The organism is Paenibacillus sp. EKM212P (assembly GCF_011066115.1).
Classification (GTDB): domain Bacteria; phylum Bacillota; class Bacilli; order Paenibacillales; family Paenibacillaceae; genus Paenibacillus; species Paenibacillus polymyxa_B.
In genome coordinates this window covers 706,938-722,421 of sequence record NZ_JAAMNR010000003.1, presented here as the reverse complement: position 1 = coordinate 722,421, position 15,484 = coordinate 706,938, and the positions used below count along the sequence as shown (strand labels likewise).

13 protein-coding genes are annotated in these 15,484 nt (G+C 45.1%); 5 read left to right on the top strand and 8 right to left on the bottom strand.

Translation table 11 applies throughout. The features are described from left to right. Positions 1 to 333: 333 nt before the first annotated feature. Together G9G54_RS12515 and gyrA are read right to left on the bottom strand one after the other, a co-directional pair. Entirely contained in the window at positions 334 to 1,422 is a 1,089-nt protein-coding gene (locus tag G9G54_RS12515) for an HD-GYP domain-containing protein (RefSeq protein WP_165178353.1), read from the bottom strand. Positions 1,423 to 1,637: 215 nt separating this feature from the next. Beyond that, on the bottom strand, positions 1,638 to 4,202 hold the full coding sequence (gyrA, locus tag G9G54_RS12510; RefSeq protein WP_165178328.1) for a DNA gyrase subunit A: 2,565 nt from the start codon (positions 4,200 to 4,202) through the stop codon (positions 1,638 to 1,640). Positions 4,203 to 4,667: 465 nt separating this feature from the next. On the opposite strand from gyrA, the gene G9G54_RS12505 reads away from it, so the two are divergent. Then, positions 4,668 to 5,495, top strand: a complete 828-nt coding sequence (locus G9G54_RS12505; RefSeq protein WP_165178327.1) for a YheC/YheD family protein — start codon at positions 4,668 to 4,670, stop codon at positions 5,493 to 5,495. 141 nt (positions 5,496 to 5,636) lie between these two features. On the opposite strand, the gene gyrB is transcribed toward G9G54_RS12505, so the two are convergent. The 6 genes from gyrB to dnaA form a co-directional block, all read right to left on the bottom strand. After that, positions 5,637 to 7,547, bottom strand: coding sequence for a DNA topoisomerase (ATP-hydrolyzing) subunit B (gene gyrB / locus G9G54_RS12500; RefSeq protein ID WP_061830445.1), 1,911 nt, complete (start codon positions 7,545 to 7,547; stop codon positions 5,637 to 5,639). Positions 7,548 to 7,577: 30 nt separating this feature from the next. Beyond that, positions 7,578 to 7,829 (bottom strand): extracellular matrix regulator RemB, encoded by a 252-nt coding sequence (gene remB / locus G9G54_RS12495; protein ID WP_007433255.1) that lies wholly within the window; start codon positions 7,827 to 7,829, stop codon positions 7,578 to 7,580. A 16-nt stretch (positions 7,830 to 7,845) separates the two neighbouring features. Further along, positions 7,846 to 8,961: a DNA replication/repair protein RecF gene (gene recF / locus G9G54_RS12490; protein ID WP_013308098.1), complete on the bottom strand. Its 1,116-nt coding sequence runs from the start codon at positions 8,959 to 8,961 to the stop codon at positions 7,846 to 7,848. A 54-nt stretch (positions 8,962 to 9,015) separates the two neighbouring features. Continuing rightward, positions 9,016 to 9,234, bottom strand: a complete 219-nt coding sequence (gene yaaA, locus G9G54_RS12485) for a S4 domain-containing protein YaaA (protein ID WP_023986416.1) — start codon at positions 9,232 to 9,234, stop codon at positions 9,016 to 9,018. A gap of 47 nt (positions 9,235 to 9,281) precedes the next feature. After that, positions 9,282 to 10,424 carry a DNA polymerase III subunit beta gene (gene dnaN, locus G9G54_RS12480; RefSeq protein ID WP_029518977.1) on the bottom strand — a complete coding sequence of 381 codons (1,143 nt, stop codon included), beginning with the start codon at positions 10,422 to 10,424 and terminating at the stop codon, positions 9,282 to 9,284. 186 nt (positions 10,425 to 10,610) lie between these two features. Beyond that, positions 10,611 to 11,957, bottom strand: a complete 1,347-nt coding sequence (dnaA, locus tag G9G54_RS12475; RefSeq protein ID WP_039272142.1) for a chromosomal replication initiator protein DnaA — start codon at positions 11,955 to 11,957, stop codon at positions 10,611 to 10,613. A gap of 1,073 nt (positions 11,958 to 13,030) precedes the next feature. Between dnaA and rpmH the strand changes: the two genes are divergently transcribed. The 4 genes from rpmH to jag all read left to right on the top strand — a co-directional run bounded on the left by rpmH (position 13,031) and on the right by jag (position 15,475). Next, a complete protein-coding gene (gene rpmH / locus G9G54_RS12470; RefSeq protein ID WP_007433250.1) occupies positions 13,031 to 13,165 on the top strand; it encodes a 50S ribosomal protein L34 in 135 nt (44 codons plus the stop codon). A 263-nt stretch (positions 13,166 to 13,428) separates the two neighbouring features. Further along, positions 13,429 to 13,779 carry a ribonuclease P protein component gene (gene rnpA / locus G9G54_RS12465; protein ID WP_013312817.1) on the top strand — a complete coding sequence of 117 codons (351 nt, stop codon included), beginning with the start codon at positions 13,429 to 13,431 and terminating at the stop codon, positions 13,777 to 13,779. 71 nt (positions 13,780 to 13,850) lie between these two features. Then, positions 13,851 to 14,717 (top strand): YidC/Oxa1 family membrane protein insertase, encoded by an 867-nt coding sequence (locus G9G54_RS12460; protein WP_013312816.1) that lies wholly within the window; start codon positions 13,851 to 13,853, stop codon positions 14,715 to 14,717. Next, the gene (jag, locus tag G9G54_RS12455) at positions 14,714 to 15,475 is read left to right on the top strand and encodes an RNA-binding cell elongation regulator Jag/EloR (protein ID WP_165178326.1); all 762 of its coding nucleotides are present in this window, start codon (positions 14,714 to 14,716) and stop codon (positions 15,473 to 15,475) included. The genes G9G54_RS12460 and jag overlap by 4 nt, the downstream gene beginning before the upstream one ends. The last annotated feature ends 9 nt before the right edge of the window (positions 15,476 to 15,484 follow it).

The window sequence follows — 15,484 nt, the reverse complement described above, 5'->3', positions numbered from 1 at the left end:
AAACTCTCCATTAAAGACCAACCGAAGCTGGTTTATAGAAAGAGCGATAAGCTCATTTTGAAACTGACGAGATAAAATATCTCTTGTTTGATTTTGCGAACAAAATCGTTTTACTCACTCGTTGTTCAGTTTTCAAAGATCAAACATTCATTGTCCGCCTCGGCGTTTCTTTCAACCCCTCAGCAACTTTTATAGTGTATCATATTCCCCAGAGTCATGTCAACACTTTTTTTTCAAAAGTGTTTTTCGCTCTTTTTGATAACACTTGAAGCGACAAGAAATAATATATCATACTTTCTTTATATTGTGCAACTGTTTTTTTAAAATACTTAGTTAAGTAACAATACACTCGATATAAAGCTCTCTTTGCAGCATTAAGTTAATGATTTCCCCATCTACTTGAATCAACGGACGAGTCGGATGATCTCGATCAGCGAAAATAATTTCCCCTGTACGGTTATCATTGAGGCGCACCTTGGTTCCATTATTGAATTGGGTTAACTTATGAATAAAAACTTGTACGACACTTGGGTCCAGCTTTCCAAATGATTCTGACTTGATTTGCTCTAGAACCAGATACGGTGATTGGGCAGGTCGGTATGTTTTCTCTAGAGTCATAGCATGGAATACATCAGCCACTCCAACGATTTTAGCGTAGATGTGGATTTGTTCCCCTTTAAGACGCAGTGGATATCCAGTACCGTCCACTTTCTCATGATGCTGAAGAGCTGCCAAACGCACACCTTCGTTAATAGCTTTTACATTTTTAAGCAGCTGGTATCCTAGTGATGTATGACTACGTATTTCTTCTTGCTCTTCCCACGTTAGTTTGGAGGGCTTGTATAGAATGGCCGGGTCCATTTTAGCGTTTCCTATGTCATGAAGCAATCCAGCAAAAGCCACCTGCATCCAATCCTTTTGAGGTAATCCGATCCATTGTGCAATGGAGTAGGAAGTAAGGGAGGTTAGCACGGCGTTGTGAAAAATATAGTCCACTTCGATCATGGCGGGCGGAGTATAGGTCATTACATTATAGCGCTGAATGTGCACCAGTAAGGACTCCAATTGTCCTCGCAGTTCATATATAGATAAATTAGAGACGAGTACCGATTGAAATGCGTTCTTAACGAGCATCACCATTTTGTCATACTCATCCTGAAATTGTTCAGATTCATCTCGCCCATCTAACGAAGGTCCTTGCGATTCAGATATTCCAGATCGAACAGTCGTAGACTCGCCACTGGATTTTGTAAGATCATCCGTTCCTACCTCAACTTGCTGGATCAGGAACGCCTGTAAAATCTCCAAGTCACGCGGTAGCAGAATGCGCCCTTTCGGTAGCAGCAAGCTGCCCATTTCTGTAAATACATCGCTTTGCAATCTAAGTCCTGCTTTTAATTCGGATACGGGTACAGTTGTCATGGTCAACCTCTCTGTTCTCACAACAGCTGCTCCAGCTGCCAGTTATGATGTCATTATATTACCTGGGATTGATCCTGTACATTCATTTTATGCCATTTAAAGCATACTTGTCTGAATTCGTTAGCCAGAAAAAGAAAAAGGCTCCCCGACCAAATAGTCAGAGAGTCTCTTCCATCTAAAATTTAATAACTATTGTTGTTTTCATATTCAGGCTATTATTCACCCTCAGAAGATTCTGGGTCGTTACCTTCCGTATCTTCTGTATTCGTTTCGAGAGTTGGTTCAACAGATGATAGAGATGAGCCCTCTCCAGCTTCCCCATCCTCTAATAATTCTTCAAGCAGTTCATCCTGCTCCTCATTCTTGTTCGCTCGACAAACAGTTGCAACCGAATCATCATCGCGAATATTAATCAGCCTTACCCCTTGTGTATTCCGACCCATCGTGGAGATTTCCCCCATGCTAGTCCGAATCAAGGTGCCACTAGCTGTAATGATCATCAGATCCTCTTCGGTTTTTACAACCTTGAGACCGACAACCGGACCATTTTTATCCGTAACATTAATCGTCTTGATCCCCTTACCTCCACGGCTTTGGATACGATAATCCACAACAGGGGTACGCTTGCCATAACCTTTGGCCGTTACAATCAGGATATCCAGGCTGGTATCTACGATGTCCATACCAATTACAGCATCACTCTCATCAAGGTTGATCCCTTTAACCCCTGTAGCGCTACGGCCCATAGACCGTACATCACTTTCAGGGAAACGGATAGACATGCCTTGCGCTGTACCAATAATCATTTCCTGCTGTCCGTCCGTCAGCTTCACTTCGATCAGGGCGTCATCTTCACGCAAGTTAATGGCAATCAAGCCACCTTTGCGGATATTTGCATAGTCGTCAAGTGGTGTCTTTTTAATGATTCCATGCTGGGTTGCAAAGAATAGATAGCTATCCTCCACAAATTCCTCGATTGGAATTACCGCATTAATCGACTCACCCTGTTCAATCTGAATCAGGTTAATAATCGGTGTCCCCCGGGCTGTCCGGCTAAGGTCAGGAATCTCATAGGCCTTAATCCGATATACCTTGCCCTTGTCGGTAAAGAATAACAAATGATGATGTGAATTCGTTATGAACAGATGCTCTACGAAATCCTCATCTTTGGTATCCATACCCACTACACCACGACCACCGCGTTTTTGACTGCGATAAGTAGTAACAGGAAGGCGTTTGATATATCCTGTATGGGTTACAGTAATAATAACATCTTCACGCGGAATGAGGTCCTCATCCAGGATACTCTCTTCACCCACTGTAATTTCAGTGCGACGGTCATCAGCGAAACGTTCCTTAAGCTCATTCAGCTCTTCGCTAATGATGTTGAGTACCAGATGCTCATTCGCCAAAATCTCACGGTATTCCGCAATCTTTTGTATTAGCTCGTTATATTCGTTCTCGATCTTCTCACGTTCCAAACCGGTTAAGCGCTGCAGACGCATATCTAGAATAGCCTGAGACTGCTCAAGAGTGAGCGAGAAACGCTCAATCAGTCCTTCACGAGCTGCTTCTGCAGTTTGGGAAGAACGAATCAAGGCAATAACTTCGTCCAGATGGTCAAGAGCAATGCGCAAGCCTTCCAGAATGTGTGCTCTAGCTTCGGCTTTTTTCAGGTCAAATTCTGTCCGTCGACGAATAACTTCGACCTGATGTTTGAGATAATGATACAAGACATCCTTCAGGTTCAAAATCTTCGGTTCGTTGTTTACAATGGCAAGCATATTAATACCAAAATTCGACTGCATGGCCGTATGTTTAAACAAATTATTCAGAACGACGTTCGGGTTCACGTCTCTACGCAACTCGATAACGACACGCATACCCGTACGGTCCGATTCATCCCGAAGATCCGTAATGCCTTCAATACGTTTGTCACGTACTAATTCGGCAATTTTCTCGACCAGACGAGCCTTATTCACTTGGTAAGGCAGCTCATGCACGATAATTCGTGCTTTATTGCCAATCTCTTCTATGGTGGTCTTCGCACGCATGGTCACAGATCCGCGGCCAGTCTGGTACGCCTGACGAATACCAGAGCGTCCTAAAATATAACCTGCTGTCGGGAAATCGGGCCCTTGAATATAATCCATAAGTTCCATCGGCGTAATGTCAGGGTTTTCGATCAGTGCTTGTACACCATCGATAACCTCTCCCAAGTTATGCGGAGGAATATTGGTAGCCATCCCGACTGCAATTCCGCCGACGCCATTCACCAGCAAGTTAGGATAACGTGCAGGTAATACGACGGGCTCGCTCTCTTCACCATCGTAGTTCGGCATAAAATCAACGGTCTCTTTGTTCAAATCACGTAGCATTTCCATGGCAATCTTGGACAACCGTGCTTCGGTGTAACGCATCGCAGCCGCCATATCTCCATCCACGGAGCCAAAGTTACCGTGTCCATCCACCAACATATAACGCAAGGAAAAATCCTGCGCCATCCGCACCATCGTATCATATACAGCCGTATCACCATGAGGGTGATATTTACCGATAACTTCGCCGACGATTCTTGCCGATTTTTTGTAAGGCTTATCTGGCGACATGCCTAGCTCGGACATCGCATACAGAATACGACGGTGTACCGGCTTCAGTCCGTCCCGCACATCAGGCAAGGCACGGCTAACAATAATACTCATGGCATAATCCATAAAGGATTCGCGCATTTCCACTCCGATATCCCTATTGATGATTTGCGAGTTATTTTGATCCGCCATGCTGGTCCTCCTTCTTATCCTTCAATACAATGCTCTCTATGTGAAAAGCCTAACAAGATACTGCCTATACACTCCGCTCTCTGCGCAGGATTTTGGCTGAAATCCTCATCTGTGTAATTATATTACTTTCACAAAAAGAGCACAATTAAACGCATCTGTCCTCTTTACAGCGTAAATCCCTCGTCATTCTCTTTCTGCGTGTAGCAGATTGCTATCTCTTGTACAACTCACAAGCCCTGATTATAACAAATTCCCCAGAGCTGGGGATTAGCCCCCACCCTAAGGGCCTTTTCCACATACAATACGTATACGGTCAGGGTTCACTTAGCAAAATTCCGAAAAACGCCGTATTTCTCTATTATATCATTGTTTTACGCGCTTGTCCTTTAGTTTCCCTTGTTTTGTCAAAGTGTTGCGGATTCCAAGTACATGACTCATATTTCGAAAAGAAAGGGATGAGATTACTTGTCTATTCAGCGAGTATCCAGTAAGTGGACCAAAACAAATGCCATTCTCCCCAATCCGACATTGGCGGCTTATGTACCAGAAACACGGTTGTACACATTTGATCACTTGAACGAAATGTTGGCCGTGTATGGTACTGTCTATATTAAGCCGGATAACGGTACTTATGGAAAAGGGGTTATGCGGGCAGAGAGGCTGACAGAGCCGCTTCCACCGACAGAAGAAGGAATTATCGAAGAGAGAACTTGGTATGTGCTTCGCTATGAAGTAGATACCTTCACCTTCGAAAGTCTAGAAGATCTGCATAAAGTGGTTTCTTCCCGCATACGAAAACGTCCATATCTGATCCAGCGTGGAATTCCACTTCTTCAGCATGAAGCACGCCCTTTCGATCTGAGGGTATTAACCCAGATGAATTTGAGACACCAATGGGAAACAACGCTTATTGTAGGACGCGTAGCTGCTCCTGACAAAGTCGTCACCAATCATCACAGCGGTGGGACAACGCGCTTTTTCAATGAGCTGGTCGCTCCATACATGGATGTAAAGGAAGCTGTACGACTGGAGCAAAAATTATCAAAAATGGGCGAACGGGTAGCCTGGCAGTTGCAAAAAAGATACCCACGTTTAAGGGAAATTGGATTAGATGTGGGACTGGATCAGCAAAATTATCCGTGGATTCTGGAGGTTAATACGAGACCAGCAATTAAGGTGTTCTCTTCCCTTCCAAACAAAAGCCTCTATCATAAAATATTCAGATATGCAGTAGGCTACGGCCGGTACTCTTCATCCACGGGTAAACCCGTACGCTCTAAGAAAAAAGCCTAAAACAATGAGACTCAATATTCAAATACACCCGGGCTGGTTAATGAGAAGAAAAGGGACGCCCATTTGGGCGCCCCTTGTGAACTCCTACAAAATACTACCTAATGAGCACGTAAAACAGCCACTAGGAAGGAACATCACACATTAAAAATCAAGATTTTTCACGTACTTCGCATGTTCTTGGATAAAGTCACGACGGGGTTCTACATTATCACCCATCAAGGTATTGAACAGTGTATCAGCCAACATCGCGTCACTGACAGTTACCTGAAGCATAGTACGACTCTCAGGGTCCATCGTAGTTTCCCAAAGTTGGGTCGCATTCATCTCACCCAAACCTTTATAGCGCTGTACATTGTATTTCGCGTTTTCTCCAAATTCCCTGATGATCTCATCACGTTCCGCCTCAGAGTTCGCATAACGTACAACTTTGTTACGCTCCACTTTGAATAGTGGTGGCTGAGCAATATAAATATAGCCTGCATCAATGATTTTACGCATGTACCGATAGAAGAACGTTAGCAACAACGTACGAATATGGGCACCATCGACATCCGCATCTGTCATGATAATGACCTTGTGATAACGGGCTTTGGCGATGTCAAAGTCGTCTCCGATCCCTGTACCCATTGCTGTTACCATCGACCGGATTTCATCACTGGACAAAATACGGTCCAAGCGTGCCTTTTCAACATTCAGGATTTTACCGCGAATCGGCAAAATAGCTTGAAAGTGACGATCACGACCCTGCTTGGCCGATCCTCCTGCTGAGTCACCTTCGACGATGTACAGTTCACTAATCGAAGCATCCTTAGAGGAGCAATCCGCCAGCTTGCCTGGGAGCGAACTGATTTCCAGCGCACTTTTACGACGTGTAAGCTCACGTGCTTTACGCGCTGCTTCCCGGGCACGTGCTGCTTGTAAGGATTTATCAACCACCCGGCGGGAAACAGACGGATTTTCCTCTAGGAATTCCTGGAGTTTCTCTGCGAATAGGGATTCGACAATCCCTCGCACCTCACTGTTACCAAGCTTTGTCTTGGTCTGACCCTCAAACTGTGGTTCTGGAATTTTGACGGAGATAATCGCCGTCAATCCTTCACGCACATCGTCACCGGTCAAGTTGGCATTGTTGTCCTTAATCAAGCCATTTTTACGTGCATAATCGTTAATAATCCGGGTTAATGCACTCTTGAAACCTGACTCGTGAGTTCCGCCCTCATGGGTGTTGATGTTGTTGGCAAAAGAATAAATATTCTCGGTATAGCTGTCGTTATATTGCAATGCCACTTCGACTTGAATCATATCACGCGAGCCTTCGACATAAATCGGCTGTTCATGCAGCGCTTCTCTTTTTTGATTCAAAAATTGCACATATTCACTGATTCCGCCCTCGTAGTGAAATGTATCGCTGGCGCCCGTCCGTTCATCAGTCAAGCTGATTGCAATACCTTTGTTCAGGAAAGCCAACTCACGAATCCGCGTCTGGAGCGTATCATAGTCATATACGGTCGTTTCTGTAAAGATTTGATCGTCAGGATAAAAAGTCGTTTGGGTACCCGTCTCGTCTGTGTCACCGATGACTCTGACATCATACTGCGGAGCACCACGATGATATTCCTGCTCATACAGATGTCCGTCCCGTTTAACATGAACGATCATTTTACTGGAGAGGGCATTTACTACGGATACACCAACCCCGTGCAGACCACCGGATACCTTGTACCCTCCGCCTCCAAATTTACCACCTGCGTGAAGCACGGTCATAACGACTTCCAGCGCAGATTTTTTCATTTTGGCGTGTTCACTTACTGGAATACCGCGACCGTTATCTGTAACGGTAATGCTATTGTCTTCGTGAACGACAACTTGAATGCTGTCACAGTAACCCGCCAGCGCTTCGTCAATGCTGTTGTCCACAACTTCCCAGACCAAATGATGGAGACCTTTGGCGCTCGTGGAGCCAATATACATCCCGGGACGTTTCCGAACCGCTTCCAGGCCCTCAAGGACCTGAATCTCGCCCGCATCATAAGACGGTTGATTCATAGACATGCCTTTCACCTACTTCTATAGATTCTATGGTTAAGCATTGGCAACAAACTGGTTTGCCCGCTTTTTGAGTGTTGTTGAGGAGATGGGGGAATAATACACCGTATTCTGAGTCACTACGATGGACTTGGCTTCCTCTTCGCCAATCATCTCGACATGCTTCTGCTGTTGGGCGTGGTTCACGTATTGCTTGGAGATTTTAGAGGATTTTTCAATCGAGATATCGAAAATAGCCACAAGCTCTGAAGAGCGGATGATTTTTTCTCCACCCAGATGAATATACATAGCGGTCACTCACTCCTTAGTGTTCCACATGCCCGTCGTGGACGTGATAAATATTGGCATCCTTGAGTCGTTCTGCGTTCAAAGTCTCAACCCCGGTTGCCGTGATAAAGGTCTGTACCTTGCTTTGGAAAGTCTCGATCAGCTGAGTCTGACGATAGGGGTCCAGCTCGGACAAAACATCATCCAGCAGCAGGACAGGATATTCACCAATTTCTTCATGAATTAACTCTATTTCGGCCAGCTTCAAGGACAGGGCCGTCGTCCGCTGCTGCCCCTGCGAGCCATACGTATGCACTTCTCTGCCGTTAATGGCAAAGGCCAAATCATCACGATGGGGTCCCGCCAAAGTCATGCCACGGCGGATTTCCTGTTCCCTCATTTGGGATAACTTTATCATAAATCGCTCCAATAAGACAGCTTCATCTTCTTCCTCTGGCTCACTGAAGGAGGGAACATAGGTTAATTTTAACTCTTCTGTCCCACCTGCAATCCCTTCATGAATGGCCTGAGCCCACTTTTGTAGCTTTGTTATAAATTGTTTCCGCTTTTTAACAATTTTAACACCATGCTCAACAAGTTGCTCATTCCATACCTCCAGCATCAGCTGCACTGAAGCCATATCCTTACCCCAAGCTTGCTTGAGCAGGTTATTTCGCTGCACCAATACTTTCTGGTATTGCTGCAAATGATACAGATATCCTGGCGCAACCTGTCCAATTTCCATGTCAAGAAACCGGCGGCGAACCCCCGGTGTTCCTTTGACGATTTCGAGATCCTCAGGTGCAAACATGACCACATTTAACGAACCAATAAAGTCGCTCAGTTTTCGCTGCTCCAGTCCGTTGATCTTTGCTTTTTTGCCTTGTGTGGATAACGCGAGATCCAGTCTGATTTTCCCGTATTTTTTATCCACATCCGCAGCTAGGTGAGTGGAAGTAGCCCCGAAGGAGATTAACTCCTTATCGCGGGACGTTCGATGACTTTTGGTTAAAGCCAGTACAAAAATCGCCTCTACCAGATTCGTTTTGCCCTGCGCATTTTGTCCGATCAGCAAATTAACGGGACCAAATTCATTCAGCTCCAGCTGTTCATAGTTCCGGTACTGCTGCAAAACAATGTTGTTCACAAACACATAGGGTCCCCCTTGTTACTCCGTACCTAAAAGGAGTCCTTGCCACCCAGGCGATCATGCTCCTGCTGTAACTTCGAAACTTCCGTTGTCCTCTACTTCTACGGTATCACCCGGGTACAGTTTTCTTCCACGACGTTCTTCCGGTTCACCATTCACACGGACTTGTCCCTCTTGCAGCAGGGCTTTAGCCATGCCTCCTGTGGATACACAATCGGCTAATTTTAAAAATTGATCGAGCTTGATGTATTCGGTCTGTATAGATATCTGTTTCAAGGCTTGTTCATCCTTTCGCTTGTCCTCGGGTGGGTTAAAGCTAAACGTCAGTTGGTTGTGCGATATGGCAGGATGATATACAGCGCATTGCTGGAATCTGCCGGTTTTAAAATAATGGGACTCATAATGCCGGTAAAAGCAATCGTCAGCTGCTCGCTGTCAATCACCTTCAGCACGTCGAGCATGTATTTGGAGTTGAACGAAATTTTGAGCGGCTCTCCCTCAAATTTGGACACAGTTACTTCCTCACGCACTTTGCCAAGCTCAGAGGAACTAGAGGAAATTTCCAAGCCGCCATTTTCCAGCGACTGCATTTTTACAATATTCGTTTTTTCCTCACGGGACAGCAAATAAGCACGGTCAATTGACTCACTTAAACTTTTTGTATCCACAATCAGTTCTGTTTTGTAGGAGGTCGGAATAATTCTAGAAGTATCAGGATAGGTGCCGTCCAAGATGCGGGAATAAAATAGCACCCGATCTACTTTGAATAATACCTGATTGTCCGCTACTACGATATCCACAAGCATATTTTGGTCTGGAATAATTCTGCTCAGCTCATTCAGCGTTTTGCCCGCAATGACAACATTGCTAAAGCGCAAGCCTTCAGACGTCTCCAAATGAGCGCTGCGGGTGGCAAGGCGGTGGCGGTCCGTTGCCACAAACTTCAGTTCCCCCTCAGCCAGATTCCACAACACGCCGGTTAAAATCGGTGTCGTTTCGTGGGTGGAAATGGAGAACACCGTCTGTTTAATCATATTTTTAAGTAAATCTCCTGGCACAGAGATGACTTGATTTTCTTCAATGTTGGGAAGCACCGGGAATTCTTCAGGGTCCAAGCCAACAATCTGAATTTCAGTTGCACCGGACGAGATAAAGGTTTGGAATTGGTCTTTTACCTCCATACGGATCTCCTGAGACGGCAACTTTTTGATAATTTCGACAAAGAATTTGGCTGGCAGTACAACACTACCGGGTTGTTCAACCTGAACAACAGTTTGGTCACCATCCTCCATCGGAATAAAGGATTGAATGGAGATGTCTGTATCGCTGGCGGTCAGCGTTACTCCCTGGTGATTCACATCCAGCTTAATACCGCTCAGAATTGGAATCGTAGTCCGACTTGATATCGCTTTGGATACATGTTGTATAGCCTCGTTCAAAACGTTTTTCAGAATGCTGATCTTCATAAGTTCCTCCTACGGGTTTTAATCCTTCAAGCACGCGTTGACGCGGGCCTTATTTAGGTGATGTATATCTTTAAAATATATTAGTAATAGTAATAGGCGCACTGAATATGTGGATAAGTCACTGTAACCCTAATAAAATCAAGCCTATCCACATGTGTATAAATTGTGTATAGGCTCTGAACTTGTTCAGGTTGGATTTTTGATTTTTTCTATTAGGTTGTTGATAACTTTAAACAAATCCTGATCCACTTGAATGGATTTGGAGATTTTTTCGTGCGCATGAATGACAGTCGTATGATCACGCCCACCGAAAGCTTCGCCGATTTTCGGCAAAGAATAGTCGGTTAGCTCACGAGACAGGTACATGGCAATTTGTCGTGGAAAAGCTACAGCCTTCGTCCGCTTACGCGCTTTAAAATCCTCCAGCCGTAGATTGTAAAATTCCCCGACTTGATGCTGTATATCCTGAATCGTGATCATTTTTGGACGGCTGGACGGGATAATGTCCTTCAACGCTTCAGCCGCAAGATGACTTGTTACATCCTGATTTGTTAAGGAAGAATAGGCGACAACGCGTATTAGCGCCCCTTCCAGCTCACGGATGTTCGTATCAATTTGATTAGCGATATACATCATGGCCTCATTGGGAATATCCAGGTTTTCCGCCCGCGCCTTTTTCCGAAGAATAGCAATTCTCGTCTCCAGATCCGGCGGTTGAATATCCGTAATAAGTCCCCATTCGAAGCGAGAGCGCAACCGTTCTTCCAGCGTTGGAATTTCTTTAGGCGGCCGATCGCTTGAGATTATAATCTGCTTGCGTTCCTCATGAAGCGCGTTAAACGTGTGGAAAAATTCCTCCTGCGTCGATTCCTTGCCCGCAATGAATTGAATATCATCAATGAGCAAAATATCAATGTTGCGATATTTATTCCGGAAACTTTCCCCGCGGTTGTCCCGGATGGCATTAATGAATTCATTCGTAAACTTCTCCGACGATAAATAAACGACCTTGCTGGTCGGATTGTGCTCCAAAATATAGTGCCCGATAGCGTGCATCAGATGCGTTTTCCCCAGCCCCACACCACCGTATAAAAACAGCGGATTGTAAGCTTTGGCCGGCGCCTCGGCGACGGCCAGCGATGCCGCATGGGCAAAACGGTTCCCCGATCCGATGACGAATGTATCGAATGTATATTTGGGATTCAGCATATGGGACACAGCTTCTTCATGAACGACCGGCTGCTGCTGAGGTTGTTGCTGAAGGTCGAACTCGGCGGGCTTGTTCTCTTCAATAACGAACTTGACCTCTAGCTGTTTGCCCAAAATTTCATAAACCGTTGCTCCGACTAGCTTGGTATAGCGGCTTTCAAGCCATTCCACGGCAAAAGTTGTCGGTGCAGAAATCACAATGGAGTGGTCATTTAGTTTCGCTGCCTTGGTAGCCTTAAACCAAGTGTCGTAACTCGGCTTACTCAGCTTGGTTTGTATAATGGATAGAATTTGCTGCCATAGTTCAGAGGTATGGCTGTCCACAGACGTCACTCCTTTTAAATCCTGACATTTTACCGAATTAAGCTGCAGAGAGCTGCTCTCGGCGCTTCGGCAAAACGCCTAAAATCCCAAAAATGTTGTTGAAGGCCATAAAAAGACATACCGCCGCCTAAATCATGCGGCAGTGTGGTGAGAGAACGCAGCACAAAATGACCCTGAAAAATAGCTAATGGAAATTCCGCTGCTGATCAGCAGAAGAGAGGCGATATTTCTCAGGAGGGAATGTGCGGCACGATCCGTTCTCTTGATCCCGCAGGCCAAAACGGGACTGCAATATGTCGAAATCAAATGAAAAATGTAGAATATATCCCCAGAATCCCAAATCCGCACAAAAATAAAAAGATGGATAAATTGAACTTGTTCACAACTTTATCCACAGGGTGTTGATAATATGGAGGGTAAAACAACATATTCACATTCAAAAGTAATATCATCATAGCAAAAGAAGCCTTGTATTTCAATGACTGGTGGTTATTTATCCACAAATTCAATCTGTTGTGTACAATTTTTATTCACAACACAAGATATTGTTTATAATTTGTTCAGTTTTCGACAATAACTCTTTTTTACTCTAAAATGTTATGCACAGGTTATGACCATTTAAATCACAATTCAGTTCTTTTTGTGGATCTGTGTATAACAGCCGTTGCCTTTTGGTCACAGAGGCTTATTTTTCTGTTGAAAATTTCCGGTAACGTTTCCGACATTATTTTTGAACGAACCCGATAACGTCGATCTGAAAATAGGATGGATTCAAGTCACAGAATGAAGGAATGTAAAAAGAGCAGTTTTTGGAGGAGTGAAAACTACAAATAGAATGCTGATGATGGAGGAGAGGCGAAAGAAATTTTTTGAAATAAGGGAATAAAAGAGCGAAGTGAGTGAGCGGGGGAAGGGGAGGAGGCTTCCTGAATGCGAAAAAGAGGGAGAGGATTCACAAGTACATTGACTTTGGCCGCTATTTGTGGTTAAATGTACAAAGGTGTTTTTTGTGGAGATTGCTACGTTAGGTATATTCCATATAAAACGTATTCCTTGTAAGGAGGTGCAGCACAATGAGACCGACTTTCAGACCGAATGTCAGCAAACGTAAAAAAGTTCACGGCTTCCGTAAAAGAATGAGCACGAAGAATGGCCGTAAAGTTTTGGCAGCTCGTCGCCAAAAAGGTAGAAAAGTATTGAGTGCGTAATGCGTGCATAAAGACCACTACGGTGGTCTTTTTTTTCATAATTGAGGTATTCAGGGATCGGATCCCTTCTTCTATTGTTGTAAAAATGTAGTGAAAGAAGAGGGAGAAGTCCAGCATCCTGTCCTATATTAGATGAAGCTTTTGAAAACGGATATAAAATAAGCGAGATTACCATGTTGGAATGTTGTCCATACTTCTTACTATATAAAAGGTAAAGGTAAGCTTACCGACATGTGTAAAAGAGATGAGCAAGGAGAAGCGCCGTGCAAAAAAAATTGCGTCTACGAAACCGGGCGGACTTTGGGCGCGTATACCGCCATGGCAAATCTTTTGCCAACCATCAGTTTGTGGTGTACTGGTTCCGCCGCAGAGAGGTAGAGCAGTTCCGCGTCGGAATTTCGGCCAGCAAGAAGATCGGCAATGCAGTAGTTCGCAACCGGATGCGTAGAATCGTTAAGGAAATTGTGCGCCATCATGAACATGAATTGGTGGAGCAGATTGACCTGATTTTTATCGTTCGTAAAGGTGCGGTTACAATGTCGTATCAAGAGCTGGAGAAAAGCGTGCTGCACGTTCTACGCAAAGCCTCGCTGCTCAAGTCTTCACGCCGATAGTCAGTATCTTTGTCCTACAGGATATGGTATGATTTACGTTGGAATGGATTGGTTAAGAAAGGGGTTATGAAGTGTCGCGTTTGAAGACTCAACGGGGAAAATGGTTCCTCCTGATTGCCTTATTGGCACTTGTTGCTGTGCTGTCCGGATGTGCCCAGACGGCCCACAATTCTTACACGACGGCAGACTTGGCCAATGGATCGTTTTGGCAAAGATATGTCGTTTACTGGTTTTCGTATGCGCTAGATACATTTGCCCAATGGTTCTCTGGAGAGTATGGCCTGGCCGTACTGATTCTGGTGATTATCGTGCGAACCATTATTTTGCCGCTTACACTCAAGCAAGTACGTAGTTCCAAAGCTATGCAGGCCATTCAGCCGCAATTAAAAGAAATCCAAGCGAAGTACAAGGATACGCCTGAAAAGGTCCAGCAAGAGACGATGAAGTTGTTCCAGGAAAACAAGGTCAACCCGATGGCGGGCTGTCTTCCTTTGGTAGTACAGATGCCAATTTTCATCGCGCTTTATAATGCCATTTATTATAACTCAGCATTGCGGGATCATGACTTCTTGTGGCTCCAGTTAGGTAAACCGGATCACTTGTTTATCCTGCCGATTTTGGCAGCGATTACGACATTTGTCCAAACTTGGATGATGATGAAAATGAATCCGACGCCGCAGCAGGGACCGATGCAATTTTTGCTGTACGTCTATCCGGTGCTGATTCTGTTCATGTCGTACAACTTCCCATCCGCTTTGCCGTTGTACTGGTTCTACAGTAATATTTACACGATCATTCAAAACTATTTCCTTTATCGGAATAAGGATAAAGAAGCAGCACTGGCGAATGTGAAAACAGCCAGTCTCGCGAAAACTGGTTCCTCCAATAGTAAGAAAAAAGGTGGTAAAAACACGAAGGGGGCTAAAAAGTCGAGATGACCAAAGTCGTGACATCAGGAAAAACCGTTGAAGATGCTGTAAGACAAGGACTCTCCCAGATGGGAGTAAGCCGTGAACGGGTAACCGTAAGCGTGTTGGAACAGCCGTCAAAAGGATTCCTGGGGTGGCTCGGGGTCAAGAAGGCGAAGGTGGAGCTTACGCTGCTCTCTGAGCCGTCTCCTGAAACCACACACGCGGCTGAACCTCATGTATCGGCTCAAGCACCTTCTAGCGTGGGACAGGCTTTATCAAAAGAAACTGGGCCTGTTGCACAGGAAGCACAGATGAACATGGAAGCACCCTCGGGACATATAGATGCTTATGAAGAGGCGGTGCGTTTCATCCGTGAAACAGCAGCAGGAATGGGACTGGACGTTAAAGTCGATGTCCGCCACCGCAAGGATGAAAGTACACTGGATATCTCCGGTCCGTCGCTCGGTATGTTGATCGGCCGCAGAGGACAGACGTTGGATGCATTGCAGTACCTGACGAATATCGTTGCCAACCGTCATTCTGACAAGTTCATCCGAATTGTGCTGGATGCCGAGCAATTTCGTGCACGTCGGCAAAAAACGCTGGAGGATTTGGCAGATCGGTTGGCGAACCAGGCTATTCGTTATGGCAAGGAAGTGGTACTGGAGCCAATGCCGTCACAGGAGCGGAAGCTGATTCATGCCAAGCTCCAACAGCATGCGCTGGTTAGAACATACAGCAAGGGGGACGAGCCCAATCGGCGCGTCATCATTGCTAAAAAATAATCCGACGCA